General features: G+C 55.9%; 27 protein-coding genes, 1 pseudogene and 1 riboswitch. Of the genes and pseudogenes, 11 read left to right on the top strand and 17 right to left on the bottom strand.

The features are described 5' to 3' along the window. Genes QRD42_RS17775 through QRD42_RS17765 form a run of 3 tightly spaced genes read left to right on the top strand, consistent with a single transcriptional unit; the run spans position 1 to position 2,817 of the window. A complete protein-coding gene (locus QRD42_RS17775) occupies positions 1–1,158 on the top strand; it encodes an ABC transporter permease (protein ID WP_321987766.1) in 1,158 nt (385 codons plus the stop codon). Then, positions 1,155–2,102: an ABC transporter ATP-binding protein gene (locus QRD42_RS17770; RefSeq protein ID WP_321987765.1), complete on the top strand. Its 948-nt coding sequence runs from the start codon at positions 1,155–1,157 to the stop codon at positions 2,100–2,102. The genes QRD42_RS17775 and QRD42_RS17770 overlap by 4 nt, the downstream gene beginning before the upstream one ends. Further along, on the top strand, positions 2,086–2,817 hold the full coding sequence (locus QRD42_RS17765) for an ABC transporter permease (RefSeq protein ID WP_321987764.1): 732 nt from the start codon (positions 2,086–2,088) through the stop codon (positions 2,815–2,817). Before QRD42_RS17770 ends, QRD42_RS17765 begins: the two co-directional genes overlap by 17 nt. On the opposite strand, the gene QRD42_RS17760 is transcribed toward QRD42_RS17765, so the two are convergent. Beyond that, positions 2,801–2,905, bottom strand: a complete 105-nt coding sequence (locus tag QRD42_RS17760) for a protein YohO (protein WP_072569103.1) — start codon at positions 2,903–2,905, stop codon at positions 2,801–2,803. The genes QRD42_RS17765 and QRD42_RS17760 overlap by 17 nt on opposite strands. 60 nt (positions 2,906–2,965) lie before the next feature. Further along, the gene (locus tag QRD42_RS17755; protein ID WP_321987763.1) at positions 2,966–3,697 is read right to left on the bottom strand and encodes a MerR family transcriptional regulator; all 732 of its coding nucleotides are present in this window, start codon (positions 3,695–3,697) and stop codon (positions 2,966–2,968) included. A 217-nt stretch (positions 3,698–3,914) separates the two neighbouring features. Between QRD42_RS17755 and QRD42_RS17750 the strand changes: the two genes are divergently transcribed. The 3 genes from QRD42_RS17750 to QRD42_RS17740 are packed head-to-tail and all read left to right on the top strand — an operon-like array spanning position 3,915 to position 6,838. Beyond that, entirely contained in the window at positions 3,915–5,603 is a 1,689-nt protein-coding gene (locus QRD42_RS17750; protein WP_321987762.1) for a sensor histidine kinase, read from the top strand. Then, a complete protein-coding gene (gene btsR / locus QRD42_RS17745) occupies positions 5,597–6,316 on the top strand; it encodes a two-component system response regulator BtsR (protein WP_321987761.1) in 720 nt (239 codons plus the stop codon). Before QRD42_RS17750 ends, btsR begins: the two co-directional genes overlap by 7 nt. Positions 6,317–6,370: 54 nt before the next feature. Next, positions 6,371–6,838 carry a DUF1456 family protein gene (locus QRD42_RS17740; protein WP_072569099.1) on the top strand — a complete coding sequence of 156 codons (468 nt, stop codon included), beginning with the start codon at positions 6,371–6,373 and terminating at the stop codon, positions 6,836–6,838. 153 nt (positions 6,839–6,991) lie between these two features. Here the strand turns inward: QRD42_RS17740 and QRD42_RS17735 are convergent, their stop codons facing one another. Then, positions 6,992–7,453, bottom strand: a complete 462-nt coding sequence (locus QRD42_RS17735; RefSeq protein WP_072569098.1) for a YehR family lipoprotein — start codon at positions 7,451–7,453, stop codon at positions 6,992–6,994. Positions 7,454–7,551: 98 nt separating this feature from the next. Next, entirely contained in the window at positions 7,552–9,585 is a 2,034-nt protein-coding gene (metG, locus tag QRD42_RS17730; protein WP_072569486.1) for a methionine--tRNA ligase, read from the bottom strand. 133 nt (positions 9,586–9,718) lie between these two features. On the opposite strand from metG, the gene apbC reads away from it, so the two are divergent. Next, entirely contained in the window at positions 9,719–10,828 is a 1,110-nt protein-coding gene (gene apbC / locus QRD42_RS17725) for an iron-sulfur cluster carrier protein ApbC (RefSeq protein ID WP_321987760.1), read from the top strand. Positions 10,829–10,871: 43 nt separating this feature from the next. Here apbC and QRD42_RS17720 read toward each other — a convergent pair whose 3' ends face one another. The 10 genes and pseudogenes from QRD42_RS17720 to QRD42_RS17675 all read right to left on the bottom strand — a co-directional run bounded on the left by QRD42_RS17720 (position 10,872) and on the right by QRD42_RS17675 (position 19,241). After that, positions 10,872–11,297 (bottom strand): GNAT family N-acetyltransferase, encoded by a 426-nt coding sequence (locus QRD42_RS17720; RefSeq protein ID WP_072569096.1) that lies wholly within the window; start codon positions 11,295–11,297, stop codon positions 10,872–10,874. A 20-nt stretch (positions 11,298–11,317) separates the two neighbouring features. Then, positions 11,318–11,638, bottom strand: a complete 321-nt coding sequence (locus tag QRD42_RS17715; RefSeq protein WP_072569095.1) for an RcnB family protein — start codon at positions 11,636–11,638, stop codon at positions 11,318–11,320. Between the two features lie 201 nt (positions 11,639–11,839). Continuing rightward, positions 11,840–12,847: a zinc-binding alcohol dehydrogenase family protein gene (locus tag QRD42_RS17710; protein WP_321987759.1), complete on the bottom strand. Its 1,008-nt coding sequence runs from the start codon at positions 12,845–12,847 to the stop codon at positions 11,840–11,842. A 100-nt stretch (positions 12,848–12,947) separates the two neighbouring features. Further along, positions 12,948–13,742, bottom strand: a complete 795-nt coding sequence (locus QRD42_RS17705; RefSeq protein WP_072569093.1) for an AraC family transcriptional regulator — start codon at positions 13,740–13,742, stop codon at positions 12,948–12,950. Continuing rightward, positions 13,705–14,322: an EamA family transporter gene (locus tag QRD42_RS17700; RefSeq protein ID WP_321987758.1), complete on the bottom strand. Its 618-nt coding sequence runs from the start codon at positions 14,320–14,322 to the stop codon at positions 13,705–13,707. Before QRD42_RS17700 ends, QRD42_RS17705 begins: the two co-directional genes overlap by 38 nt. A gap of 352 nt (positions 14,323–14,674) precedes the next feature. After that, the gene (locus QRD42_RS17695; protein ID WP_321987757.1) at positions 14,675–15,934 is read right to left on the bottom strand and encodes an ATP-grasp domain-containing protein; all 1,260 of its coding nucleotides are present in this window, start codon (positions 15,932–15,934) and stop codon (positions 14,675–14,677) included. A gap of 1 nt (position 15,935) precedes the next feature. Continuing rightward, complete coding sequence (locus QRD42_RS17690) at positions 15,936–16,670, bottom strand: class I SAM-dependent methyltransferase (RefSeq protein WP_321987756.1); 735 nt, start codon at positions 16,668–16,670, stop codon at positions 15,936–15,938. Positions 16,671–16,694: 24 nt separating this feature from the next. Next, positions 16,695–17,450, bottom strand: a complete 756-nt coding sequence (locus tag QRD42_RS17685) for a hypothetical protein (protein ID WP_072569089.1) — start codon at positions 17,448–17,450, stop codon at positions 16,695–16,697. A gap of 371 nt (positions 17,451–17,821) precedes the next feature. Beyond that, a pseudogene (locus tag QRD42_RS17680) lies at positions 17,822–17,980 on the bottom strand (hypothetical protein); the annotation flags it as partial. Positions 17,981–18,188: 208 nt separating this feature from the next. Beyond that, entirely contained in the window at positions 18,189–19,241 is a 1,053-nt protein-coding gene (locus tag QRD42_RS17675) for a hypothetical protein (RefSeq protein ID WP_321987754.1), read from the bottom strand. 238 nt (positions 19,242–19,479) lie between these two features. After that, a riboswitch (TPP riboswitch) is annotated at positions 19,480–19,576 on the top strand. Between the two features lie 35 nt (positions 19,577–19,611). Here QRD42_RS17675 and thiM point away from each other — a divergent pair. The 3 genes from thiM to QRD42_RS17660 are packed head-to-tail and all read left to right on the top strand — an operon-like array spanning position 19,612 to position 21,979. After that, positions 19,612–20,400, top strand: a complete 789-nt coding sequence (gene thiM / locus QRD42_RS17670; protein ID WP_321987753.1) for a hydroxyethylthiazole kinase — start codon at positions 19,612–19,614, stop codon at positions 20,398–20,400. Continuing rightward, positions 20,397–21,197 (top strand): bifunctional hydroxymethylpyrimidine kinase/phosphomethylpyrimidine kinase, encoded by an 801-nt coding sequence (gene thiD, locus QRD42_RS17665; RefSeq protein ID WP_321987752.1) that lies wholly within the window; start codon positions 20,397–20,399, stop codon positions 21,195–21,197. Before thiM ends, thiD begins: the two co-directional genes overlap by 4 nt. 35 nt (positions 21,198–21,232) lie before the next feature. Next, complete coding sequence (locus tag QRD42_RS17660; protein ID WP_321987751.1) at positions 21,233–21,979, top strand: GntR family transcriptional regulator; 747 nt, start codon at positions 21,233–21,235, stop codon at positions 21,977–21,979. Here QRD42_RS17660 and QRD42_RS17655 read toward each other — a convergent pair. From QRD42_RS17655 to QRD42_RS17645, 3 genes are read right to left on the bottom strand one after another with little or no spacing between them, the layout of a single operon-like run. Next, positions 21,953–22,912, bottom strand: coding sequence for a PfkB family carbohydrate kinase (locus QRD42_RS17655; RefSeq protein WP_072569083.1), 960 nt, complete (start codon positions 22,910–22,912; stop codon positions 21,953–21,955). The genes QRD42_RS17660 and QRD42_RS17655 overlap by 27 nt on opposite strands. After that, complete coding sequence (locus tag QRD42_RS17650) at positions 22,909–23,913, bottom strand: ADP-ribosylglycohydrolase family protein (RefSeq protein ID WP_318364007.1); 1,005 nt, start codon at positions 23,911–23,913, stop codon at positions 22,909–22,911. The genes QRD42_RS17655 and QRD42_RS17650 overlap by 4 nt, the downstream gene beginning before the upstream one ends. Next, positions 23,910–25,199, bottom strand: coding sequence for a nucleoside permease (locus tag QRD42_RS17645; protein WP_072569081.1), 1,290 nt, complete (start codon positions 25,197–25,199; stop codon positions 23,910–23,912). Before QRD42_RS17645 ends, QRD42_RS17650 begins: the two co-directional genes overlap by 4 nt. Before the next feature lie 212 nt (positions 25,200–25,411). Here QRD42_RS17645 and fbaB point away from each other — a divergent pair, with 212 nt between their 5' ends. Then, entirely contained in the window at positions 25,412–26,464 is a 1,053-nt protein-coding gene (fbaB, locus tag QRD42_RS17640) for a class I fructose-bisphosphate aldolase (RefSeq protein ID WP_318376606.1), read from the top strand. The last annotated feature ends 47 nt before the right edge of the window (positions 26,465–26,511 follow it).

Here is a 26,511-nt window from a genome sequence, read left to right as displayed (position 1 = left end):
ATGGTATTGATCCGTTGTCATAATCGCGTGGTGTTGCTGCTGGCGCTGATCGCGCTGGCAGCCTCGCTGCTGCCCTTTGTTAATTATGCGCCGAACCGACTGGTATCCGGCGAAACCCGCCTGTTATGGCAAATCTGGCCGGCCTCGTCATGGCTGTGGCTGGCAGCGCCGTTGCTGCTGATGGCGCTCTGTTTTCTGCCCCGTCGCTGGCCGCAGGCCGCCACGCTTATCCTCGCGGAAGGGCTGTTTATCGTGCTGGTATGGGCGGCAGGCCAGGCGGCGACGGATCTGGCGCAGCAGGGCAGTACGCTTGCCCGTACGTCCATGGGCAGCGGTCTGTGGCTGTGGCTGGCGCTTGCGCTGCTTGCCGCCAGCGATACCATTCGTCGCCTGACGGCAGGCCCGGTCTGGCGCTGGCTGTTACATGCGCAAATCTGGATCCTGCCGCTTTTTCTGCTGCACTATGGCTATCTTAACGATCTCTCCCTGCTGAAAGAGTACGCCAACCGTCAGGACGTGTTTGATGATGCGCTGGCCCGCCATCTGCTGTTGCTGGTCGGCACGCTGCTGCCTGCGCTGCTGGTGGGCGGGCTGCTGGGGTTGTGGTGTTACCGCCATCCGTCGCGCCAGGGGCCGCTGTTCGCGGTGCTTAACGTTATTCAGACGGTGCCCTCGGTGGCGCTGTTTGGTCTGCTGATCGCGCCCCTCGCCGGTCTGGTGCAACGCTTTCCGGTGCTGGGACAGCTTGGCATTGCTGGAACCGGCCTGACACCTGCGCTGATTGCTCTCATTCTTTATGCGCTGCTGCCGCTGGTGCGCGGCGTGGTGGCCGGTTTAAACCAGGTACCGCGCGAGGTGCTGGAAAGCGCCGCCGGCATGGGCATGAGCGCACGGCAGCGCTTTTTGCAGGTGCGCCTGCCGCTGGCGTTGCCTTTATTGCTGCGCAGTCTGCGGGTGGTGACGGTGCAGACCATCGGCATGGCGGTCATTGCGGCACTGATTGGCGCGGGCGGGTTTGGCGCGCTGGTGTTCCAGGGATTGCTAAGTAGCGCGCTGGATCTGGTGCTGCTCGGCGTGATCCCGGTGATCGCGCTGGCAGTGGTGGTGGACGCATTATTCGGATTGTGGCTCGCGCTGCTGAAGGTAAAACAGGCATGATTGAATTTCGACAGGTCAGCAAAGCATTCAATGGTCAGGACGCGGTCAGCGATCTGAATCTGCATTTCAAAACCGGCGCGTTCACAGTGCTGATCGGCACCTCCGGCTCCGGTAAATCCACCACGCTGAAGATGATCAACCGGCTGGTGGAGCACGATACCGGCACCATTTTGTTTGCCGGTGAGGAGATCCGCTCCTTTCCGATGCTGACGCTGCGCAGGCGCATGGGCTACGCCATTCAGTCCATCGGTCTGTTTCCCCACTGGACGGTGGCGGAAAACATCGCCACCGTGCCGCAGTTGCAGAAATGGCCGCGGGCGCGTATCGCCGCAAGGGTGGATGAACTGATGGCGCTGCTGGGGCTGGATCCCGGCCTGCGCTCGCGCTATCCCCATGAACTGTCCGGCGGTCAGCAACAGCGTGTCGGCGTGGCGCGGGCGCTGGCGGCGGATCCGGAAGTGCTGCTGATGGACGAGCCGTTCGGCGCGCTCGATCCGGTGACGCGCGGGGCGCTGCAACAGGAGATGCGCCGCATTCATCAGCTGCTCGGGCGCACCATTGTGCTGGTCACGCATGACATCGACGAAGCCTTACAGCTTGCGGATCATCTGGTGCTGATGGATAACGGTAAAGTGGTGCAACAGGGCACGCCGCTGGAGATGCTCACCCATCCGGCCACGCCATTCGTGCGCGAATTCTTCGGTCGCAGCGAACTGGGCGTGCGTCTGCTCTCCCTGCGCCGCGTAGGAGATTATCAGCGCGCCGGGGATGCGACCGCAGGCGAACCGCTCAGTGAAAACCTGACCTTGCGCGACGCCCTCTCGGCCTTTGTGGCACAGCAGCGCGACGTGTTGCCGGTGGTGGATGCGCAGGGCATTGCCTGCGGCAGCCTGCATTTTCGCGATCTGCTCAGTACGGAGGCCAACCGTGAAGGTCATCCGTGATCCGCTGTTGTGGCTTATTGCTCTGTTTATTGCACTGCTGGTGGCCCTGCCGCACAGCGCCACGCTGTTCAGCGCCTGGTTTCCGCAGCTGCCGCGCCCGGTTTATCAGCAGGAATCCTTTCTTACCTTAACCCTGGCGCATTTCTGGCTGGTGGGGATTTCCAGCGTGACGGCGGTGATCATCGGCGTCGGCGCGGGGATCGCGGTGACGCGTCCGGCAGGGCTTGAATTTCGCTCGCTGGTGGAAACCATCGCCGCGGTGGGGCAAACCTTTCCGCCGGTAGCGGTGCTGGCGATTGCCGTGCCGGTGATGGGCTTTGGCCGCGATCCGGCGATTATCGCGCTGATCCTCTACGGCATATTGCCGATTTTGCAGGGCACGCTGGCAGGGCTTAGCGCCGTACCGGCGGGGGTGATAAGCGTGGCGGAAGGCATGGGGATGAGCGCCTGGCAGCGGCTGGTGAAAGTGGAATTACCGCTGGCGGCACCAGTGATTTTAGCTGGCGTGCGCACCTCGGTGATCATCAATATTGGCACGGCGGCGATCGCCTCGACCGTGGGGGCGAATACCCTCGGCACGCCAATTATCATCGGACTTTCCGGCTTTAATACCGCCTATGTCATTCAGGGGGCGCTACTGGTGGCGCTGGCCGCGATTATTGTCGATCGCGGATTCGAGCGCCTGGCGCGGACAATGACTAAGCACGCAGAATAAAGAAGTAACCCGCCAGCATCACGCCGCCTGTGCCGCCGATAGCCATAAGTAGAAAGAGGGTGGTGACAAGGATTTTGGACGCCTTCATGTTTTACTCCTGATGATTAACGCAGGGAGTATACCGTGAAGCGCAAGTGTTAACGAACCATTAAATGCCGAGCATCTGGATCGCATGCCCGGCATCCCGCCAGCTGGCCATCTGCTGTATCTGTGAAATCGTCGGCGCATCGCCGCACCACACCATTAAGGTATGCCCGGTAAACTGCTCCGGGCGCAACTGCGTCAGGGAATGCGCCAGCACACCGGTGCGCCAGCCCTGCTCGCTTGCGATCCACGCTTCCAGCCACAGCCGCGTGGTATCGTGAATATTCCAGCCGACCACCAGCGCATCATTGCTGCTTTTCTTCCGCGACGAGGTAAGACACAGCGAAATATGGTTGATCAGCACGCCGTCCAGCAGACTCAGCATGGCGAGCAGCGTCGGATCCTGGCAGCGCAGGCGCAGACGCAAAGGAATGAGTAATTGCGTGATGATAGTATGGGCCGGGAACGCGCGCCCCTGTTCTTTGATCCACAGCCGCAGACGGGGAAGATTACCGCATTGCAGATAACCGAGCAGACGCTCCTGTTGCTCCCGCCAGTTATATTCGCTGTCCGCCGCGCCATTCCACAGCAGGGTTTTGACTTTGCCGACCTGCACGCCGCTGTCGATCCAGCGTTTGATTTCGCGGATGCGATCTATGTCCGCATCATTAAATAACCGGTGCCCGCCATCAGTGCGCTGTGGCGTCAGCAAATCGTAACGGCGTTGCCAGGCCCGCAGGGTAACAGGATTAACGTCGCACAGCTGAGCCACTTCACCGATGGTGTATAGCGCCATAGTTTCACCTTTGCACGGGTCCTGGTCTAACTGTAGACGCTGTTATGCGAACGGCTCTCATTTGCTTGTTTTTTATTCGCCAGGCATACGAAAGGGTGACAACAGGCGGCGTTATTGTGATGGCGGGCACGTTTTTTTGATTTTTTCCGGCGGTTTCACAGAAAGGATCCCCGGCGCCCTGTATGTTACGCGCTTTATGCGGTTTCGGTGTTTGGGTATGTACGAGTTTAATCTGGTGTTACTGCTGCTGCAGCAGATGTGCGTGTTTCTGGTCATCGCCTGGCTGATGAGCAAAACGCGCCTGTTTATTCCGCTGATGCAGGTCACCGTCCGGCTGCCGCATAAACTGCTGTGCTATGTCACTTTCTCCATTTTCTGCATTCTGGGCACCTATCTCGGCCTGCACATTGAAGACTCCATCGCCAACACGCGCGCCATTGGCGCGGTGATGGGCGGTCTGCTCGGCGGGCCGGTGGTCGGCGGGCTGGTGGGGCTGACCGGCGGGTTACACCGTTACTCCATGGGCGGCATGACGGCGCTCAGCTGCATGGTGTCCACCATCGTCGAAGGGCTGCTGGGCGGCCTGGTGCACAGTTTCCTCATCAAACGCGGCCGCACCGATAAAGTATTCAGTCCGCTGACCGCCGGGGCCATTACGCTGGTGGCGGAACTGGTGCAGATGCTGATCATTCTGCTGATCGCCCGCCCGTTTGAAGACGCGCTGCATCTGGTGAGCAGCATCGCCGCGCCCATGATGGTAACCAATACCGTCGGCGCGGCGCTCTTTATGCGCATCCTGCTGGATAAACGGGCGATGTTTGAGAAGTATACCTCCGCCTTTTCCGCCACTGCCCTGAAGGTGGCGGCCTCCACCGAAGGCATTTTGCGCCAGGGGTTTAACGAAGAAAACAGCATGAAGGTGGCGCAGGTGCTCTATCAGGAGCTGGACATTGGCGCGGTGGCCATCACCGATCGCGAAAAGCTGCTGGCCTTTAAAGGCATCGGCGACGATCACCATTTGTCGGGGCGGCCCATTTCCTCGCGCTGGACGCAAAAAGCGCTGGAAACCGGGGAAGTGGTCTATGCGGATGGCAATGAAGTGCCGTACCGCTGTTCACTGCATCCCCAGTGCAAGCTGGGCTCGACGCTGGTGATCCCGTTGCGCGGCGAGAATCAGCGGGTGATGGGCACCATCAAACTCTATGAAGCGAAAAACCGCCTGTTCAGTTCCATTAACCGCACGCTGGGGGAGGGGATCGCGCAGCTGCTGTCGGCGCAGATCCTTGCCGGGCAGTACGAGCGGCAAAAAGCGCTGCTCACCCAGTCGGAGATCAAACTGCTGCATGCGCAGGTGAACCCGCATTTTCTGTTTAATGCGCTTAACACGCTGAAGGCGGTGATCCGCCGCGACAGCGAGCAGGCCGGGCAACTGGTGCAGTACCTGTCGACCTTTTTCCGCAAAAACTTAAAACGCCCGTCGGAAGTGGTGACGCTGGCGGATGAAGTGGAGCATGTGAACGCCTATCTGCAAATCGAGCAGGCGCGTTTCCAGTCGCGTTTGCAGGTGCAGCTGTTTGTGCCGGAGGCGCTGTCCTGGCACAAACTGCCCGCCTTTACGCTGCAACCCATCGTTGAAAATGCCATTAAGCACGGTACTTCACAGCTGCTGGGCGTGGGGGAGATCACTATCCGGGCGAGTCTCGACGGGCAGTATATGGTGCTGGATATTGAAGATAACGCGGGTCTGTACCAGCCGAAGGCCAATGCCAGCGGGCTGGGCATGAGCCTGGTGGATAAGCGCCTGCGGGCGCGTTTTGGCGATGATTGCGGTATCGCCGTGACCTGCGAGCCGGATCGCTTTACCCGAATTACCCTACGTTTACCTGTGGAGGAAAGCGCATGTTAAAAGTGCTGATCGTCGATGACGAACCCTTAGCGCGGGAAAATCTGCGTATTCTGCTGGAAGATGAAAGCGATATTGAGATCGTCGGCGAGTGCGCCAACGCCGTGGAAGCCATAGGCGCGGTGCATAAACTGTGCCCGGACGTGCTGTTTCTGGATATTCAGATGCCGCGCATCAGCGGGCTGGAGATGGTGGGCATGCTCGATCCTGAGCACCGGCCTTACGTGGTCTTTCTCACCGCCTTTGATGAATATGCGGTGAAGGCTTTCGAAGAGCATGCTTTTGATTATCTGCTCAAACCCATTGCATCGCCGCGACTGGCAAAAACCCTGACGCGTTTACGCCAGGAGCGCGGCGTGCAGGACGTCTCGGTGCTGCCGGAAAATCAGGCGCCGCTGAAGTTTATTCCCTGCACCGGGCACAGCCGCATTTATCTGTTGCAGATGGACGATGTGGCGTACGTCAGCAGCCGCCTGAGCGGGGTGTATGTGACCAGTCACGAAGGCAAAGAGGGCTTTACGGAGCTGACGCTGCGCACTCTGGAAAGCCGTACGCCGCTGATGCGCTGTCACCGGCAATATCTGGTGAATATGGCGCACTTAAAAGAGATCCGCTTTGAGGATAATGGTCAGGCTGAATTGCTGCTGCGTGAAGGGCATACGGTGCCCGTCAGCCGTCGTTATCTGAAACATCTAAAAGAAGCGCTGGGTCTGTAAAACGCGGGGATCGTGGTAAACTGCGTTTTTGTATTTTTCTCCACCGAAGGCACTATGATCAGTAACGATATTTTACGAAGCGTCCGCTATATCTCTAAATTCAACAATCAAGATCTGCTGCGTATTTTCGCGCTGGGTGAAGCGGATGTCACCGCAGAACAGCTGGTGCCATGGCTGCGCAAGGAAGATGAAGAGGGCTTTGTGCGCTGCCCGGATATTCTGCTCGCCTGCTTCCTGAATGGTCTGATTTATGAAAAGCGTGGCCGGGATGAATCGGCGCCTGCGCTGGCGGTAGAGCGTCGCGTGAATAACAATATCGTGCTGAAAAAACTGCGTATCGCCTATAACCTGAAAACCGACGATATTCTCGCGATTTTAACCGCGCAGCAGTTCCGTGTGTCGATGCCGGAGATCACCGCCATGATGCGCGCGGCGGATCATAAAAACTTCCGTGAATGTGGGGATCAGTTCCTGCGCTATTTCCTGCGTGGTCTGGCGACCCGTGTGCACGCCGCGAAATAAGGATTTTGCGCCGGGTGGCGCTTCGCTTACGCCGGCCTACGGGTAGGGTGAATTGGCGTGGGATTTGCCGGGTGGCGCTGCGCTTACGCCGGCCTACAGGGCGATGAGGTTTGTGTAGGCCCGGCAAGCTTGCGCCGCCGGGCAATATCACACTTACTCTTTAACTTCTTTAAAACCACGAGATTTCAGCAGGGCTTCAGACTTAGACATGCTGACGCCTTCTTTCACATCACCGGTAAACTCCGCGCCCTGAATTTTTTGCAGCGCGTCGCGGTCAACTTTGCTGTAATCCACGGTCAGGGTTTCGGTTGCAGAGGTATCGCCATATTCCAGGCTCTCTTCCACGCCCTTAATCTCTTTATATTTTTCGCTGATTGGCCCCAGACGTTGCATCGCTTCTTCTTTATTCGCAACGCCCAGACCCGCATAGTGCAGGGTATTTTTCGCTGTCTGACGCAGTACTACGTCATTTTTGTAGTAATAGGTCAGGGATAAATCGGTTTTACCGTCTGACCAGGTAAAGGTTTTGCTTTCTTCTTTATCGCCACAGCCGCTCAGCGCAACAACCACAAACGCTGTAAATACGAGTGCGCCCAATTTTTTTAAGATGTTCATACTGCTCCTTAATATTAGAAATAATCACCATCCCTGAAATCATAGTGCAATAAAAAAAGGGCGCTGTATAAACAGCGCCCAATTAAGCGTATTTGGGATTATTTCACCTGTTGACCAGGTTTTGCACCGTCATCCGGGCTTAACAGGAAGATGTCGCTGCCCCCAGGACCGGCGGCCATCACCATGCCTTCAGAAATGCCAAAGCGCATTTTACGTGGCGCAAGGTTGGCGACCATGACCGTCAGGCGGCCGATCAGCGGCTGCGGATCCGGGTACGCGGAACGGATGCCGGAGAAGACGTTACGTTTCTCGCCGCCCAGATCCAGCGTCAGGCGCAGCAACTTATCTGAACCTTCCACAAATTCGGCGTTTTCAATCAGCGCCACGCGCAGATCGATTTTCGCGAAATCATCAAAGGTGATGGTGTCCTGAATCGGATCGTCTGCCAGCGGGCCGGAAACCGGTGCGCTTGCCGCCTTCACTTCTTCCTTCGAGGCTTCCACCAGCGCTTCAACCTGTTTCATTTCGATACGGTTGTAGAGTGCCTTAAAGGTGTTGACCTTGTGTGCCAGCAGCGGCTGGTTAATGGCATCCCATTCGAAGGTGGTGTTGAGGAAAGCTTCGGCGCGGGCGCTCAGCTCCGGCAGCACCGGCTTCAGCCAGGTCATCAGCACGCGGAACAGGTTCAGACCCATGGTGCAGATGGCCTGCAGATCGGCGTCGCGGCCTTCCTGTTTCGCCACCACCCACGGTGCCTGCTCGTCAACGTAGCGGTTCGCCACGTCAGCCAGCGCCATGATTTCACGCACCGCTTTGCCAAATTCGCGGCTCTCCCAGGCTTCGCCAATGCTCTGTGCGGCATCGGTGAAGGTTTTATACAGCGCCGGATCAGCCAGTTCAGACGCCAGCACGCCGTCAAAGCGTTTGGCGATAAAGCCTGCGTTACGGGATGCCAGGTTGACCACTTTGTTAACGATGTCGGCGTTCACGCGCTGGACGAAATCTTCCAGGTTCAGGTCGATGTCGTCGATACGCGAGGAGAGCTTGGCGGTGTAGTAATAGCGCAGGCTGTCAGCGTCAAAATGGTTCAGCCAGGTGCTGGCTTTAATAAAGGTGCCGCGGGATTTAGACATCTTCGCGCCGTTCACCGTCACATAGCCGTGGACAAAAAGGTTGGTCGGCTTGCGGAAGCCGCTGCCTTCCAGCATCGCCGGCCAGAACAGGCTGTGAAAATAGACAATGTCTTTACCGATGAAGTGATACAGCTCGGCATCGCTGTCTTTTTTCCAGTAAGCGTCGAAGCTTTCGCTATCGCCGCGCTTGTCGCACAGGTTCTTGAAGGAACCCATATAACCGATAGGCGCATCCAGCCAGACGTAGAAATATTTACCCGGCGCGTCCGGAATTTCGAAGCCGAAGTAAGGGGCATCGCGGGAGATGTCCCACTGTTGCAGACCGGATTCAAACCACTCCTGCATTTTGTTCGCCACCTGCTCCTGCAACGCGCCGCTGCGGGTCCAAGCCTGCAACATTTCGCTGAAGGACGGCAGATCGAAGAAGAAGTGCTCGGAATCACGCATTTCCGGCGTCGCGCCGGACACCACGGATTTCGGCTCGATAAGTTCGGTCGGGCTATAGGTCGCGCCGCACACTTCGCAGTTATCACCGTACTGATCCGGAGATTTACATTTCGGGCAGGTGCCTTTCACAAAACGGTCCGGCAGGAACATGCCTTTTTCCGGATCGTAAAGCTGAGAGATGGTGCGGTTCTTAATAAACCCGTTCTCTTTCAGGCGACCGTAAATCACACTGGCCAGCTCGCGGTTTTCGTCGCTGTGCGTGGAGTGATAGTTGTCGTAGCTGATGTTGAAGCCGGCAAAATCAGTCTGATGTTCCTGACTCATTTCGGTAATCATCTGCTCCGGAGTAATACCCAACTGCTGAGCTTTCAGCATGATTGGCGTGCCGTGGGCATCGTCGGCGCAGATGAAGTTTACCTCGTGGCCGCGCATTCGCTGGTAACGGACCCAGACATCAGCCTGGATGTGCTCCAGCATATGGCCGAGGTGGATGGAGCCGTTGGCGTACGGCAGCGCGCACGTTACCAGAATTTTCTTCGCGACTTGAGTCATAGTGAACATTACTTCTTCTGTGAAAAAAGGGGGTTTGATATTACCAAAACAGCAATTATTAAGTAAGCACAAACCCGCCTCTTTCAGGTAAACTTGCATGACGAGCTAATCATACAAATACAAAGGAGTCGGGATGAACTCGCAATCCCAGGCCAAATCCCCGGAAGCCTTGCGCGCAATAGTTGTCGGAACCCTGGCAAATTTCCAGCACCCCACGCTGACCCATAATCTTACGGCCCTGAAAGCCGTCCATCATGTCGCCTGGATGGATGACACGCTGCACATCGAACTGCTGATGCCGTTCCCGTGGCGCAGCGCTTTTGAAGAGCTGAAAGAGGAGTGCAGCGCCGAGCTGCTGCGCCTTACCGGCGCGAAAGCCATCGACTGGAAGCTGTCGCACACGGTCGCCACCTTAAAGCGCGTGAAAAATCAGCCGGGCATCAACGGCGTGAAAAATATCATCGCGGTCAGTTCCGGTAAGGGTGGGGTAGGGAAATCCTCAACTGCGGTCAACCTGGCGCTGGCGCTGGCGGCGGAAGGGGCGAAAGTTGGCATTCTCGATGCCGATATTTATGGCCCGTCGATCCCCACCATGCTGGGTGCCGAAGGTGAACGTCCGACATCGCCGGACGGTACGCACATGGCGCCAATCATGGCCCACGGCCTTGCCACCAACTCCATTGGCTATCTGGTCACCGACGAGAACGCGATGGTGTGGCGCGGGCCAATGGCCAGCAAAGCGCTGCTGCAACTGTTGCAGGAATCTCTGTGGCCGGATCTGGATTATCTGGTGCTGGATATGCCGCCGGGCACCGGTGACATTCAGCTGACGCTGGCGCAGAACGTGCCGGTGACCGGCGCAGTGGTCGTCACCACGCCGCAGGATATTGCGATGATCGATGCGAAAAAAGGCATCGTGATGTTTGAGAAAGTGGAAGTGCCGGTGCTGGGCATCGTGGAAAACATGAGCGTGCACATTTGCAGCAATTGTGGTCACCACGAACCGATTTTCGGCACCGGCGGCGCAGAGAAGCTGGCGGAGCAGTATCACACCCAGCTTCTGGGCCAGATGCCGCTGCACATCAGCCTGCGTGAAGATCTGGATAACGGCACGCCGACCGTGGTCAGCCGTCCGGACAGCGAGTTTACGGCAATGTACCGTAAGCTGGCGGGGCGTGTCGCCGCGCAGCTGTACTGGCAGGGCGATGTGATCCCGGCGGAAATCGCATTCCGCGCGCTGTAAAACAAAACCCCTCGCCGTCCGGTGAGGGGTTCTTTTTCGTTCATCAGCTTAGCCGGTAGTGCAGCAGCACATATTCCCCTTCCGGCGACTCGCCTTTCGCTTCCACATGCCAGCCATGACGCTGATAAAATGCCAGCGCGGCCTTGTTTTGCGCCAGACATTTCAGCGCCCCGGTGCTGGTAAATTCCGACTGCACCTTTTTCAGCAGCGCGCTGCCGACGCCTTTTCCCTGCGCGTGGGGATCCACAAACAGATTGTGCAGAAAGTTATTGCTCACCGAAACCGAGGCAAAGCCCAGCCGGTGCCCGTCTTCTTCCGCAACCCAAATCTGTTCGCCCAGGGTGGCGGCGTCGAAATCTTCCAGTTGCCACTCCTCGCCCTCAAGCCATGTCCAGCTGTGACGACGTGCCTGCAAATAAAGCGTGCGTAAAAAAGGGCGATCGCTCTCTGTCCAGTTGCGTATGCGCATCTCTTATCCCGGCCTGTCGATCAGCGGTGGTAGAAAATCTCACCGTCGTAGGCTTTAAGGATTTTCCCGTCGGCATCGGTGATCAGCACGTAGTTGCCGCCCATATAGGTCCAGTGGCTTCCGGCATCCGGCGCCGGCAGGTTACGCGCCTGCCACTGTTTAATATTGTATTCTTCAGTGCGGTACATTTCCGGCACCGTATCGCCTGGTTTAAATTTGGTGAAGTCGGCAATAAATTCCTGAATTTCATACTTCTGAATACCGGTTCCCTGCGGCGCAGCCAGTACCGCGCCTGAGGTCATCAACAGCGCGCCCAGAAGTAACATCTTCGTCTTACCCATAATCTCTCCGTTTTTGACAGGCGTTTTATTTTTCTACCGCCCTCTGGTAAATCATGCGCGCTAACATTGCTGCGATTTATGACTGAAAGCAACAGCGCTTTGCGAAAAAGTGTAAGCAAAGGCGGGGCAAAGCAGAAGCAGCGAAGCGCGTTAACCGCGCTCCGCTTTCATCGTGGAAAGGCTTTTGGGATGATTCCTGGCTCAGAAACCTTCAAGGACAATCTTGCCCACCGCCCGTTGTGTCTCGATCAGCTTATGCGCCTTACGCAGATTTTCCGCATTAATTGTGCCGCCATGCTCCCCCAGCGTGGTTTCAATCACGCCGCTGTCGATAAGGGAGGCCACGCGGGTCAGCAGGTGGTGCTGCTCGATCATGTCCGGGGTTTCAAACATGGAGCGGGTGAACATAAATTCCCAGTGCAGGGAGATACTTTTCGCTTTCAGCGGACGGGCGTCCAGGGTGTCGGGATCGTCAATCAGCGCCAGTTTTCCCTGCGGCATCAGCGCATCAATCAGCTGTTGATAGTGATCGCTGGTATTGGTCAGGCTGGCGACGTGCGTCACCTGTTTGATGCCGATGCGCGCCAGCTCCTCGCTGAGCGGTTTGCTGTGGTCAATCACATGATGCGCGCCGCGATCGCGCACCCACTGCTGGCTTTGCGGTCGTGAGGCGGTGCCGATCACCGTCATTTTTGTCAGCTTACGCGCCAGCTGGGTCATGATCGAACCCACGCCGCCCGCCGCGCCGACGATCAAAAGCACATCGCCTTCGTTGCCGTTTTCCGCGACGCCAAGGCGATCAAACAGCATCTCCCAGGCGGTAATGGCGGTGAGCGGCAGCGCGGCCGCAGAGGCATTATCCAGCGATGCCGGTTTATGCGCCACGATGCGCTCGTCCACCAGTTGATATTCGGCATTGCTGCCCGGACGGGTCAGCGCCCCGGCATACCAGACGGTATCGCCTGGCTTAAACAGGGTCACGGACTCGCCCACGTCACTCACGACGCCCACAGCATCCCAGCCCAGAATACGCGGCGCGTCAGCGTTAAAGCCCGCGCGCACTTTGGTATCCACCGGATTGACGGAAATGGCCTGGATCTGCACCAGAAGATCGTGACCCCGGGCAACAGGTTTTTCGGTGTCGATGTCACGCAGGAAATCTAGGTTGCTGCCGTTCTGCGCGGCGGCGGTAATGGCGATTGCTTTCATAACTACTCCATGGTGTTGAGCGAATGTATTCAGCATAGCCGCCCGCCGGCGCGGGAAACACCCGGCTTAAAAAGCAGGACTTATCCTCCGGGAGTGAAAATCACGCCCCTTTATATAAACGCGACATTCGCCCGGGGGTGATATTAAACATTTCCTTAAAGCTGTGGGTGAAATGGGATTGATCGGCAAAATTAAGACCGGCGGCAATATCCGATAAGCTCAGGCCGCGTAATAATAAATTTTTCGCTATTTTTAACTTTTCCACTTTTAGCCAGGCGAAGGGCGGCAGGCCATAAGAGGCGGAAAAAATACGCACCAGCTGCACGGCGCTGAGTCCGTACTGCGCGGAAAGATCGTTGAGGGACGGCGGTTCGAGCAGTTCATCTTTCAGCTGGGCGGCGATCCTCGCGGCCAGCACCGCGTCCTGATCGAACAGAATAAGTTTGGTGCGGCAACCGGTGCGTTGCAGCACCTTTTTTAATAATACCGCCAGGCGTTCCAGCACTTCATCATCGGAATGCGCGTAATCCAGGCAATACGCCCCGGTTTTAATAATGTCGTCGGCAATATCGGGCGCGGTGAATACGCTCTTTCTGAATTCATCATCCTCAGGCAGGCCGGTAAGTTCGGCCAGCACCTGAGGCGGAATGTAAAAGCTGTAATAAACCCAGTTATAGGGGGTGGGCGTGGCGGCCTGTACCTGGCCGGGATTATAAACGGTAATATCCGCAATACTGGCTTCAGAACGTTTACCGTCAAGCCAGATTTTCTCCCTGCCGGCCAGGTTTGCGCCCAGATAAAATTCATCGTGGGAGTGCCGGGGAAAAACATGGTTGGTGCTGTCAGAAAGCGTGATCTCAACCGTTCCTGTCTTCCGATACCCTGTGATAGCCATCGTTCACCCGTCCTGTATGCTGAATACGCCACACTTCCGCAGCCAGAGAAAAGAAGCATATTAACAGAATGGCAACAAAGGAGGACGCTGTCGGCGACAGTCGGGGGTCAAAAATCTGAAAGCCAAAGGTAAAGACCGGGCTGACAGAAATTAATACCATCACCCGCGAAGGTGGTAAGGATTTTATGCCATATTGCAGGCACCATAGCGGAATAATCAACCCCAGCACTGCCAGCAGCAGCACGCCGGGAAACAGGTTTTGCAGATCGCTTTGTACATCCTGTAGCTGAAAACTGAACAGCAGCGTCACCAGCACCGTCAGGTAAAAGCGGTGCGCCATAATGGATTCCGGGCGGCATTCATCCTCACTGAGTTTCTTACTGAGGATATTGGAGAAAATGCTGAACAGGGCGCAGCCGACGGAAAGGGCAATACCGATGATCACTTCCTGTACGGATAAATTATAGGTATTACGCCCCTCCTGCAGACTGATAACACCCAGCCATAATGAGCTACAGGCAATGCCTGTCAGCAACAACCAGCGGTATTCCCGTTTTTCGGTTCTGATAAAGAAAGGCACAATCATAACCATTAAAAGTGGTGCAACGCCGGTGATAATCGCCGACGCGCTGGCAGGCTCTAAATATTTTAAACAGTAGAAGAACGTGATCCACGATCCCGCTGTTGTCATATTAAGCGCAACCAGAGGCTTCCAGGTTCTGTAAGGACGCAGGTATTCCTTTCGCAAGCGGAGCAGGCAGAAGATCTGAAAAAATACCAGCACGGTTGAGAAGACAATACAGGTGACCATCATCGGATGCGCAGACTGTACCAGGAATCCCGAATAGACCTCTTTTCCGGCGTCCAGAAAGTTGTAAATGAAAACCATAATAAAACCGAACACTGCACCACTATAATTATTCATAGTTATCTCAGGCTAATTCAAATAAGACGCCATTTTTTTCAAACTCTCTGATCTGCGCATAGTCCGCTTCGATCTGCTGCTGGCTTTCATGGCACAGATAAATAATGCCAGGGTTGGTAAACAGATCGGTGGTGCGGTAGATTTTTTCACCCGCATCCGGCGTATGCATAACGCCATAAAAAGAGGGCAGTTGCGCGAGCAATTCCTGACAACGGTTTTGTCTTACCACGCCATCCACATCCGACGCCAGCGTGACGCAATAGAGCGTTTTCATGAGCTGATAATGCTGCTGTAGCCGGGCGGCGAAGCGTTGCGGATTAAGATAACGCTCAGCGGTTAAGGTCACATGGCTGTAACCCAGGGCTGCCACTACCGCATTGTGCATAATAGTGCCCTGCATACGGGCTGCCGTTTCGATTAATACCGGGCCTCTGGCGGTCATCATTAATTCACTGTGCGACGGGCCGTTTTTAATGCCTAACAGCGTCAGGGCTTTTTGCACATAGGCAATTAACGCTTCTTGCTCTTTACCCTGATAGGGCAGCAGCACCTCTTTCTCACAAATGAGTGAAGCGTTTCTGACCTGCTTTTTATCGTCAGACCAGATTTCACTGATCAAATGCTCGCCGTTAATACTGACGGCATTCACGATAAACTGGCGGCCAATTAATCTCTCCTGCAACAGCACTTCGCTGTTATGTAAACCCAGACGGTTGGTTTTGCCGTGAATATCGTTGAAGGCCTCGTTCAGCTCTTCAAAATTATGACAAAAGCGCACGCCATCGGCCCCTGCGCTGTCGACCGGTTTTACCACCACCGGCCAGCAGGCGGAGGTTTTCACCCAAATCCAGGCATCGGCCAGCGAATCCGTCACCATCTGCGGGATGGCGCGTAAACCACCCTGGCGCAGCGCTTCCTGCATTTTGAATTTATTGCGGCGTAATGCGCTGGTGGCATAGTCATTGCCCGCGGTGCCAAGCTCGGTTGAGAGAAAATCGGCAAGTTCGACGCCCGTTTCCGTGCCGGGAATAATAACCGTCGGGCCATAAAACGCGAGGCTTACTGCCAGTTCCCGCATCGCCGCAGGCGAATGGTCTCTTAAGATTAAATGCTTATCAAAAGTCTCAGGGCGATACGATAAAAGATAATCCCCAGGGATCACCGGATTGCTTTGAATATGAACGCAGCGCCAGCCTTCTTTTCTGAACAGCGGCGCCAGTTCCGCGCCTGTGGAATAACCATCAACAATGCAGATTGTTTTAGACATGTTATTTACCTTTGGTGGCAATAAGAACAAGGTTGTCGTCAACTTCTTTCGATTTGAGATCGAAGCTGCCGAAGATCCCGACATCAATAAACCCGGCGGCAAGTAATGCCTCCCGCAAATACTCTTTTTCATACAGGCGGGTTAAGCAGGTCCACTGACTGTTATCTTTTTCATAGGCAACGGTAAGAATTCGTTTTTCCCAGTCCATGGTTAATGTCTCCTGTACGCCGTTATGCTGACGTACCAGCAGACCTGAGGTATCTATACGATTACGCGCCCGATCCATGTCGGCGAGTTCCATGATCAGCACGCCGCCGGGCTTCAGCGCGGCGAACCAGGCGGGCAGCACGCTGAGATCCTCTTCTTCGCTCTGGTAATAACCAAAGCTGGTATAAACGTTAAGTAATAAATCAAACTCTCCGGCAGGCAGCGTTGCCATGTCGGCGCGGATATAGTGCGGGCCAGGGGAAATCTGACGGGCAATCTCCAGCTGCGCGGCGGATAAATCCAGTCCCGTGACGCGATAGCCACACTCATGGAGCGCTTTACTCATCTTGCCAATGCCGCAGCAAATATCGAGCGCGGCGGGATAAGAAGCCGGAGGAAAAGCCTGTGAAATTGCCCGGGCGGCATCGGTATATTCATCATAGCGACCCAGATCGTCAGAGATTTCAGTAAAAAATACCGGGAATCCGCCCTGGTCATTCATCCCGCCCGAACATTCATTAATACTCATGGTGTCTTCCTTCTTCGTTATTATTTACAGCTGCGCCTGAGTGTCCTGCGGATAAATAGTTTCCATGGAGTCATGGGTGAGTTCAGGATCGTTAAGATCTAAATCGTTGGCATAAGTGAAGACGATAACGGTTCTGCGGGACGCGCTGGTTAACGGGGAGATACGGTGTAACGCATCTCTGGCGCGCAGCAGATAACATTGTCCCTGCGAGACATGGCGGCTACGGATAGTGTTTTCCGTCAGCACATCTTTAATCCATTCCCGGGTGGCAGTTTTTTTCCAGGGTACCCGGGGAATAAACTCCACGCGCGCACCGGCGAAAACGTCCGGCTCGTCGATCACCCATACCAGCGCGTAGGAGTAGTCATCCCAGTGCCAGCCGTGGGTGTCGCCGGTTTTGTTTTGTGAATTAATAATGAATTCTTCCGGGGCGTAAGGCACCCGATAAAGCGTTTCGCCGGTAATGCGGCTGAAAAAATTGAGAATGCTTGGGCTGTCAAAAAACGCGGGAATATATTCCCCCTGTTCGCGGATGACATTCCGTCCAACGCTGTCGTAAGCGCGCGGCGTATTGCCGCTCTGGGCAATTATCACTTCACGCCGTAATGCTTCTTCACTCAACAGGCGGCGCGCTTCCGTTTCCATCCCTTCACGAACGTCATGCGGCAGCAAATCATCTATCACCACCATCAGATCTTCCTGGTAATCGCTTTTAAGGTAATTCACCAGCGATACCGGAAATTGACGTATATGATTTTCAATTTTTTCTTCGATACTCACGGTTCTCTCCTGCCCAAAAGTTAATGCGTCTGTAGTCGAACTTCATTTTGCATGGCAGGCAGAATATCTCTTGTATGAGATTTCAGGATTTGATTAAAAAATGAGCTAACCGGATGCGGAACGCTTAGTCAGGTAAGTAAATATTAAATTTAAGTGTTTGATAAACATCTACATTAATCATGCTGGCGTGTAAGAGAGGGTGACAAAGTGAGAAATTTTCACTTCGCATTAAGTAAGTTTAATCGGCGGGGCGTGAGGATAAGTAAAACTTTTGCGGCAAGCTGTCACTGCCGCCCGTTGTGCAGAATGGGCAGCAGTGACGTTAATTATTTATTCCGGATATTCTTAGTTTCCTCGCTTTTACTTTTCTTGTTTTGTGCCTTTGTTTTATTTATGTCACATGTACCATTAGCTTCAGTAACTTGTGTGCAGCCTGATTTTTCAAGTTGCTTACGAAAGCTGGCATTTATGGCATAGGCATTAGAAGTGACTAATCCAGTTATGATTGCTATCATCATTAACTTTTTCATTATTGCTATCGCTTATTTTATAAATATCACATGAGTCGGTAAATATTTTTATATACTCCATGCCGCCTGTAAAACCAATGACAAAACAGGACAGATAGAGCAGGGCGCTACATAAAATGTATTTGAGCATTTTTTATATTGAGCAGGCTGATTATTATGAATCAACCCGGTAATTTGCTGTATTCTTATCAAATACAGACTAAGGTTATTAATGAAAATGCGAATGGCCGCCGAAGCCTTCTGATCGGCTATTATCATGACCATAGCCATGTCCGCCAAAGGCATGGGAATGGGCATTATCTGCACCGCGACCATTAGACTCGCCTTTCCGTGCGCCATTGTTACCGTGATTAGCCCCGTTATATTGGGTGCGAACCAGTACCGGCATATGTGGCACGCTAATTTGCGCCTGAGGATCGACCTTAGCAATAGCGCCCGCCGTTGTGGTGAAGGTTTTGCCTTCGACAGTGACGTTAACCTGTGTATCTGGTTTCAGGCTGTTAACGCTGACATTAATGCTGTCAACCTGCTCAGGTGTGGCGACTGCAGGAGACTGCATAATACCTTTCACCATGGCGGGAGCGGTCACAGAAGATTGATAAGTGCCCGGTCGGCGAGAAGCACCGCTATAGCTGATTGCCTGCTTGGCTACAGAATAGGTGGCTACAGGCGTTAGCGTGCCCGGCGCCTGTAAATTGGCAACAGGCACTTTTTGATAACGCTGTGCCGGAATAGCGCCAGGCACGCGCTGCGGCGTGAGTTGCGTGGGCACAGCGTTGGTAAGTTGCGGTGTTTTCTGTGCAATGGCCGCAGGCGTGAGATTCAGCACAGGCGTACGTTGTTCAACCGCTTTCGGAGTCAGCTGCAAAGCGGGCACGCGCTGCGGCGTTGCCTGCGGAACGCCATCTGTTTTCACAGAGGGTATGGCGTCCGGAATATGATTATTGCGATCGTCTGCCGTTGGCGCGAAGGTGCCGGGGCGGGTTGAGTATCCGGAGTACGCGTTAAAACCATAGCTGGCTGCGGTTGGTGTGGCTTGCGTCGTGCTCCCCATGTGCGAGTTATCCATTGAACCATTTTCAGCTTGCTTAACGGCGTTGTACGCATCATGTACACGGCTTGCTGTCGCATCATTATGGTTATTGGCTTGATCCTGCATGGCGCTTGAAAGGCGATTGTTCATAATGGAAACGCTTTCATTTGCCGCTGCGTTAAAGGCAATTGCCGCTAATACGACCGCGGCGAGAGTAGAGATTTTCATATTGATTGACTTCGTGAATAGTAAAGATTGTATCTATAAAAGAGACGCATTAGTTCAGCGCCGTTACTATCCTCCTGTCAAGATTTGTAAATGTTGATCCAGATCACACTAAGCATGAATACCTAAAAGAGGCTAAAAGCCGGGCGGCAGAAACTTTATGAAATTCCTTGTGCCCGATAACAGCCCGCGGCTACACTAAATTCTGTTGCAGTGTTAACTGTAAATAATTGATTTTGATTCAAATGACTCGGGGTGCCCTTCTGCGTGAAGGCTGAGAAATACCCGTACCACCTGATCTGGATAATGCCAGCGTAGGGAAGTCAGATGCCTCTGCCGGCGTCCCTTCTTCGCAGTCTGGCAGGAGCAAAAAATGCAACCTGACCTGCTAAATCCGGCGCATATCGCCACTCTGTTACAACACTTCCGCCGCCATTCCCCCCTTGTTCACTGTATGACTAACGACGTGGTGCAGAGCTTTACCGCTAACGTTTTGCTGGCGCTCGGCGCGTCCCCGGCGATGGTGATCGAGCCGGAAGAGGCCGTGCAGTTCAGCGCTATCGCCGACGCGCTGCTGGTTAACGTCGGCACCCTGACGGCGGATCGCGCCGGAGCTATGCGTGTCGCCATTAACAGCGCCCGCGAGGCGGGAAAACCCTGGACGCTCGATCCCGTGGCGGTTGGCGGCCTGACGTTCCGCACCGATTTTTGCCGGGAACTGCTGATCCTGCGCCCGGCAGCTATTCGCGGCAATGCGTCGGAGATCCTCGCGCTGGCGGGCATGCAGGCGGGCGGTCGCGGCGTCGATACCACAGATACTATCCGTGCGGCGCTGCCTGCGGCCGTGGCGCTGGCGCGGCAGAGCGGGGCGGTGGTGGCGGTGAGCGGGGAGGTGGATCACATCACCGACGGCGAGCGTATGCTCGCGGTGCCGGGGGGCGATCCTTTGATGACGCGGGTGGTCGGCACCGGCTGCGCGCTCTCGGCGGTGGTGGCCGCCAGCTGTGCGCTGCCGGGGGATCGCCTGACTAACGTGGCGTCTGCCTGCGGCATTATGGCGCAGGCGGGCAGCCGTGCCGTCGCTGCCAGTCAGGGGCCGGGTTCGTTTATCCCGGCGTTTCTCGATGCGCTGTATCGTCTGGACGGGGAGGCGCTGGCATGAAACGTATCAATGCCCTGACCATTGCAGGTACCGATCCCAGCGGCGGCGCGGGTATCCAGGCAGATCTGAAAACCTTCTCGGCGCTGGGCGCCTATGGCTGTTCGGTCATTACCGCGCTGGTGGCGCAGAATACCCGCGGCGTGCAGTCGGTGTACCGCATCGAACCGGAATTTGTCGCCGCACAGCTGGACTCGGTGTTCAGCGATGTGCGTATCGACACCACCAAAATCGGCATGCTGGCCGAAACTGACATTGTGGAAGCCGTGGCGGAGCGGCTGCGGCGTTATCAGGTGCAGAATGTGGTGCTGGACACGGTGATGCTCGCCAAAAGCGGCGATGCGCTGCTCTCCCCCGGTGCCGTTGACGCCCTGCGTCGGCATCTGTTGCCGCAGGTCTCGCTGATCACGCCCAACCTGCCGGAAGCCGCCGCGCTGCTGGCCGCGCCTCACGCCCGCAACGAGCAGGAGATGCATGAGCAGGGCCGCGCGTTGCTGGCGCTCGGCTGTGAAGCGGTGCTGATGAAAGGCGGTCATCTGGAGGATGCCGAAAGCCCGGACTGGCTGTTTACCCGCGACGGGGCGACGCGTTTTACCGCACCGCGTATTCACACCAAAAATACTCACGGCACCGGCTGTACCCTGTCGGCGGCGCTGGCGGCGCTGCGCCCGCGCTATGCTGACTGGGCGACCACGGTGGCGCACGCCAAAGGCTGGCTCAGCGCCGCGCTGGCGCAGGCCGACACGCTGGAAGTGGGGGAGGGGATCGGGCCGGTGCATCATTTCCATGAGTGGTGGTAGTATAACCACCGGACTTTTTTGCCAGGATACCCGAAATGGAACAAGCGCATATCCAGTTAATCGAACAGCTGAAAGAGCGGATTGCCGCCGCGGACAACATGCCGTTGTACCTGAAGTTTGCCGGGACGGTGAAAGACGCCGTGCGGAGCGGGCTGCTGGCCCACGGTAATATTCTGCCGGGCGAGCGCGATTTCAGCGGATTAACGGGGATTTCGCGCATTACCGTGCGCAAGGCGATGCAAACGCTGGAAGATGAAGGCGTGGTCACGCGTTCGCGCGGTTATGGCACGCAAATCAATAACATCTTTGAATATTCCCTCAAGGAGGCGCGGGGATTTTCCCAGCAGGTAGTGCTGCGCGGTAAGAAGCCGGATACCTTATGGGTGAACAAGCGCATCGTTGCCTGTCCGGCGGAGGTAGCGGAAAAACTCGCCATCGATACCGATTCCGACGTGTTCCTGCTCAAGCGCATTCGTTATGCGGATGAAGACGCTGTCTCCATTGAGGAATCCTGGGTGCCTGCGCCGCTGATCAAGGATGTCGATGCGATTGGCGTATCGCTATACGATTATTTCCGCAGCCAGCGTATCTATCCCCAGCGCACGAAGTCGCGGGTCAGCGCCCGGATGCCGGACGCTGAATTTCAGACGCATATTCAGCTGGAAAACACGGTGCCGGTTCTGGTGATAAGCCAGGTGGCTCTTGATCAACAAAACCGGCCCATTGAATACAGCATCAGTACCTGTCGCAGCGATTTATACGTCTTTGTATGCGAGGAGTAATTCCTCGCGCGTCGGCGCACAGTCGCCGCCGCGCTTGCTGACCACTATCGCCGCAATGGCGTTGCCCAGGCAGACTGAATCCGCCAGCGACAGGCCGGAGGATAACCCCGCCAGCACGCCGCCCGCATGGCTGTCCCCTGCGCCTATGGTGTCAACCATGGTGGCCGGGAAAGGCGGCACAAAGCCCTGCTCATCGCCATCATAGTACCAGGCCCCGTCGCGATCGTGACGAATAATCAGCGGCGCGCCGTACGCTTTCTGCCACGCCGGGCCTAAAAGTTCCGGCTCCACGTCCAGCAGCTGCGCGGCGATCTCTGATTCGCGGCGGTTTAAGGTGACGATCGGTTTCAGCGCCAGGATACGCGCCAGCAACGCCGGATCAATGTCTTCGATACGCGGACCGAAATCGATATAAGGCGTCACGTCGTGCAGCGTTTCCAGCCAGTTGACCAGCACTTCACCGCAGGCGGCGGAGAGCTGATAACCCGACAGTGAAATCAGGCTGCCCGGCGGCACGGTAAGCGGATCCAGCCAGGCTTTCGCCCAGCGGGTTTCGACGCCGGAAAAGGTCATAAAGGTACGCTCGCCGTCCGGCTCCACCAGCGCCAGACACCAGCCGTTATCCCCTTCATCCACGTTCAGCACGCTTTCAATGCCGTGCGAATTGAGCGCGTTGCTGACCATGTCTGCCCAGATGCCGTGTCCTACCGGCAGCACGTTTTGCGCGCGCATGCCCAGACGATGCAGGGCGACAGCGATGTTCAGCGCGCAGCCGCCGATATTGACGCTTTGCTGTTTCAGTTCAATGTCGCAGCCGCGAAATGGCAGCGCATAGGCGCTGGCGATAACGTCGATCACCGCGCCCCCTAACACCGTCACCGGACGCCGGGTTTCAAGCCGGTGCAGAAGGCTGACGAGATAGCCTGGTTTCATGCTTCCTCCCGCTCCTGACGATAAGCCAGGAGCTTTTCACTGTAATGCGAAAAATCGAGCTGATTGACGTCATCCAGTTGCTGCTTAAAGGCGGCATTGATGGCGGAAACTCCGTGCAGCGCGCCGCAGATGGCAGTAGCCATGGCACCGATGGTATCCGTATCGCCCCCCAGATTCGCGCACAGGATCGCACAGCGGTTCGGGTCAGTTTGCGCCAACTCCACCATCGCAATGGCGGCAGGCACCGATTCAATAGTGCTGGTGCCGGTGCCGACCAGCTGATAAATCTGCTCGCTGGCAGACTCCACGCCGGAGGCATTGCGCACCACATTTAACGCCAGTTCGAGGCGTGCCGCCAGCGATGCGCTAAAGGTGGTGACGCGTTTTTCCTGCGCATGGCGGGCCACGGCGGGCAGGGCATCGGCAATATCCTGCCACCGATCGCCGTCAATTGCGCGAGAAATCGCCCAGGCAATCACCACCGCCCCGGCAATCGCCAGATCGGACTTGTGGGTCGGGCTGGAGGCCAGCGCCACCTGATCGATAAACTGATCGAGGGAGTGGGTCGGCAACAGGCAGCCCAGCGGGGAGGCGCGCATCGCCGCCCCGTTGGTCACGCCGTTATTTTCCAGCTCGCTCACCGGACGCCCCTCGCGGATCGCCCGCAGGGCGATTTTTGAGGTGGGGCCAAGCACGTTTTTATTAAAGGCATCAAAATCTTCGGCCCAGCGCAGGATGTGCCGGGCGATAACCTCGGCGTCAATCCTGCCGTTGCATTCGAAAATGGCATCGGCAAGGCAAAGGGCCATCGACGTATCATCGGTGAACTGGGCGCGATCAAAATAACAGGCGGCGTTGTTTTCCGCCGGACCTGGCAGGAAACGGTCGATCCAGCCGAAATGCGCCTTCACCCGTGACCGGGGCCACAGCTCTGACGGCATCCCCATCGCATCGCCTAATGTCTGGCCATATAACGCACCGAGAATACGTTCTGATTTCATTTTACCTCTCCTTGTGGGACCTCTCCGCGAGTGGGGCTCTTATCGTTGTCCACCACAATCGCGGTAATTTCTCTATCCGATTCACGGAAGAACAGCATAAACAGCACCGCGATGACGGCGATCATGATGCCGCCAAACGCCCACATACCTGCCCAGTTAAAGGTCAGGCCGTTAACCGGCTCTTTGTAGGCATACATTTTTTCCATCATCACGCCGCCAAGACGATAGCCCAGCAAACTGCCGAAGCCCTGGCAGCAAAGGGTGATCAAACCCTGCGCGGCAGTACGCATATGCACCGGGGCTTTTTTGTCGACGTAGATATAGGCGGTGACGTAGTAAAAGTCGTAGCTCACGCCGTGCAGCAGAATGCCAAGGAACAGCAGGGCATAGGTAAAGTAGTGATCCGCCCCGCCATAGACGAAGAAAGCATAGCGGATAGCGGCGGTCAGTAAGCCCAGCAGCAGAACCTTTTTAATACCAAAACGCTTAGTAAAGAACGGCAGCGCCAGCATAAAGAAGATTTCAGAGAACTGCCCCAGCGTCATCCAGCCGGTGGCGTTTTTCATGCCGACTTCGGTCAGGTAACCGTTGGCGAAGATGTAATAGAACGCCAGCGGCATGGCAAACAGGAAGGAGCAGAAGAAAAAGACGAGGAAATTACGGTCGCGCAGCAGCACCAGCGCGTCCAGCCCGAGCATAACTTTGACGTCCAGCTTGCCGGTGCTTTTCGGCGGCGTATGCGGCAGCATCAGCGCGAAGACACCCAGCACCACCGAACTGCCCGCGGTGATCAGCAGCGGAATATTGGTCGGGGAAATATCCGCATAGCCGAGCATTTGCGGCAGAAAGCCGCAGACCAGCCCTGAGGCGATCCAGCCAATGGTGCCCATCACGCGGATACGCGGGAAGTCAGCCTCGACATCCTTCACATGCGCGAAAGCAATACTATTGGTCAGCGCAATGGTTGGCATATAGGTCAGAGAGTAGGCCAGCAGCAGCGGGAAGAAGTAAGCAAACTCCGTTTGCTGGGCGGCGAAGTAAATCAGAACGGCGCCGGCAAACATCAGCACCGCCAGCACTTTCTGCGCCGCGAAGAAGCGGTCAGTCAGCGAACCCACAAGGATAGGCGAGAGGATCGCGGCGATGGCGGTACAGGCGTAGGACCAGCCAATCTCCCCGGCGGTAAAGCCGCTTTTGCTTAACCACAGCCACAGCGGGACAAACCACGCTCCCCAGATAAACCATTCCACAAACATCATGAACGACAGCTTAGCAGTTGTTTTCATCGGTCTTCCTTCATGACAAGCAAAGGGTACGGTATGACCATACCAGTTAATAATACCTTTTAGATACCTTTGTGCTGGATCTTTGATCAGAATAACATTTTTTTGAGTTATGGATCGTGCCATCAGATTGTGCTGAATAAATATTCCAGGGTGGCGTTAAGCAAAGGTCGGTACCAGGCTTACTCTGCTTATCAACTTACGGGAGCATCGCTATGACTGATATTACGCAATTGCTGGGCAACGACGCCGACAGCCTGCTGCAACATCGTTGTATGACCATTCCGGCCGATCAGCTTTATCTTCCTGGACATGATTACGTTGACCGCGTGATGATGGATAACAACCGTCCGCCTGCGGTACTGCGCAACATGCAGACGCTTTACAACACCGGCCGCCTGGCAGGCACCGGCTATTTATCTATCCTGCCCGTCGATCAGGGCGTGGAGCACTCCGCTGGCGCATCCTTTGCGGCGAATCCGCTCTATTTCGATCCCAAAAATATTGTTGAGCTGGCTATCGAGGCGGGCTGTAACTGTGTGGCCTCCACCTATGGCGTGCTGGCGTCTGTCTCCCGACGCTACGCGCACCGTATTCCGTTCCTGGTAAAAATTAACCATAACGAAACCCTGAGCTACCCCAACACCTATGATCAGACGCTGTATGCCAGCGTCGAGCAGGCGTTTAACCTTGGGGCGGTGGCCGTGGGCGCGACCATCTATTTTGGGTCGCCGGAGTCCCGTCGCCAGATCGAGGAGATCTCCGCCGCCTTTGAGCGGGCGCACGAACTGGGCATGGTGACGGTGCTCTGGGCATATCTGCGCAACAGCGGCTTTAAGAAAGACGGCGTCGATTATCACGCCTCCGCCGATTTAACCGGCCAGGCCAACCATCTGGCGGCCACCATTGGCGCGGATATTGTGAAGCAGAAAATGGCGGAAAATAATGGCGGTTATAACGCGGTGAAATACGGTTATACCGACGAACGCGTCTACAGCAAACTGACCAGCGATAACCCTATCGATCTGGTGCGCTACCAGCTGGCGAACTGCTATATGGGCCGCGCCGGGCTGATTAACTCCGGCGGCGCGTCAGGGGGCGACACCGACCTGAGCGATGCGGTACGCACGGCGGTGATTAACAAACGCGCGGGCGGTATGGGGCTGATCCTGGGCCGCAAAGCCTTTAAGAAATCCATGACGGACGGCGTGAAGCTGATTAACGCCGTGCAGGATGTCTATCTCGACAGCAAAGTGACAATCGCCTGATANNNNCCCCTCACCCCGGCCCTCTCCCGGTGGGAGAGGGAGAATGC

Origin of the sequence: Enterobacter sp. PGRG2 (genome assembly GCF_030291195.1) — a bacterium.
GTDB lineage: Bacteria > Pseudomonadota > Gammaproteobacteria > Enterobacterales > Enterobacteriaceae > Enterobacter_D.
Note: the sequence above shows the minus strand (reverse complement) of the source record. Positions and strands in the feature narration are given on the sequence as shown.

Bases quoted from the DNA above. Each gene is read 5' to 3' on its own strand.
- QRD42_RS17740 (WP_072569099.1), top strand. From the start codon at position 6,371: ATGATCAGTAACGATATTTTACGAAGCGTCCGCTATATCTCTAAATTC.
- fbaB (WP_318376606.1), top strand. From the start codon at position 25,412: ATGACTGATATTACGCAATTGCTGGGCAACGACGCCGACAGCCTGCTG.
- QRD42_RS17675 (WP_321987754.1), bottom strand. From the start codon at position 19,241: ATGAAAATCTCTACTCTCGCCGCGGTCGTATTAGCGGCAATTGCCTTT.
- QRD42_RS17650 (WP_318364007.1), bottom strand. From the start codon at position 23,913: ATGAAATCAGAACGTATTCTCGGTGCGTTATATGGCCAGACATTAGGC.
- QRD42_RS17710 (WP_321987759.1), bottom strand. From the start codon at position 12,847: ATGAAAGCAATCGCCATTACCGCCGCCGCGCAGAACGGCAGCAACCTA.
- QRD42_RS17715 (WP_072569095.1), bottom strand. From the start codon at position 11,638: ATGGGTAAGACGAAGATGTTACTTCTGGGCGCGCTGTTGATGACCTCA.
- metG (WP_072569486.1), bottom strand. From the start codon at position 9,585: ATGACTCAAGTCGCGAAGAAAATTCTGGTAACGTGCGCGCTGCCGTAC.
- btsR (WP_321987761.1), top strand. From the start codon at position 5,597: ATGTTAAAAGTGCTGATCGTCGATGACGAACCCTTAGCGCGGGAAAAT.
- QRD42_RS17750 (WP_321987762.1), top strand. From the start codon at position 3,915: ATGTACGAGTTTAATCTGGTGTTACTGCTGCTGCAGCAGATGTGCGTG.
- QRD42_RS17760 (WP_072569103.1), bottom strand. From the start codon at position 2,905: ATGAAGGCGTCCAAAATCCTTGTCACCACCCTCTTTCTACTTATGGCT.
- thiD (WP_321987752.1), top strand. From the start codon at position 20,397: ATGAAACGTATCAATGCCCTGACCATTGCAGGTACCGATCCCAGCGGC.
- apbC (WP_321987760.1), top strand. From the start codon at position 9,719: ATGAACTCGCAATCCCAGGCCAAATCCCCGGAAGCCTTGCGCGCAATA.
- thiM (WP_321987753.1), top strand. From the start codon at position 19,612: ATGCAACCTGACCTGCTAAATCCGGCGCATATCGCCACTCTGTTACAA.
- QRD42_RS17690 (WP_321987756.1), bottom strand. From the start codon at position 16,670: ATGAGTATTAATGAATGTTCGGGCGGGATGAATGACCAGGGCGGATTC.
- QRD42_RS17695 (WP_321987757.1), bottom strand. From the start codon at position 15,934: ATGTCTAAAACAATCTGCATTGTTGATGGTTATTCCACAGGCGCGGAA.
- QRD42_RS17770 (WP_321987765.1), top strand. From the start codon at position 1,155: ATGATTGAATTTCGACAGGTCAGCAAAGCATTCAATGGTCAGGACGCG.
- QRD42_RS17755 (WP_321987763.1), bottom strand. From the start codon at position 3,697: ATGGCGCTATACACCATCGGTGAAGTGGCTCAGCTGTGCGACGTTAAT.
- QRD42_RS17720 (WP_072569096.1), bottom strand. From the start codon at position 11,297: ATGCGCATACGCAACTGGACAGAGAGCGATCGCCCTTTTTTACGCACG.
- QRD42_RS17775 (WP_321987766.1), top strand. From the start codon at position 1: ATGGTATTGATCCGTTGTCATAATCGCGTGGTGTTGCTGCTGGCGCTG.
- QRD42_RS17705 (WP_072569093.1), bottom strand. From the start codon at position 13,742: ATGGCTATCACAGGGTATCGGAAGACAGGAACGGTTGAGATCACGCTT.
- QRD42_RS17660 (WP_321987751.1), top strand. From the start codon at position 21,233: ATGGAACAAGCGCATATCCAGTTAATCGAACAGCTGAAAGAGCGGATT.
- QRD42_RS17655 (WP_072569083.1), bottom strand. From the start codon at position 22,912: ATGAAACCAGGCTATCTCGTCAGCCTTCTGCACCGGCTTGAAACCCGG.
- QRD42_RS17645 (WP_072569081.1), bottom strand. From the start codon at position 25,199: ATGAAAACAACTGCTAAGCTGTCGTTCATGATGTTTGTGGAATGGTTT.
- QRD42_RS17735 (WP_072569098.1), bottom strand. From the start codon at position 7,453: ATGAACATCTTAAAAAAATTGGGCGCACTCGTATTTACAGCGTTTGTG.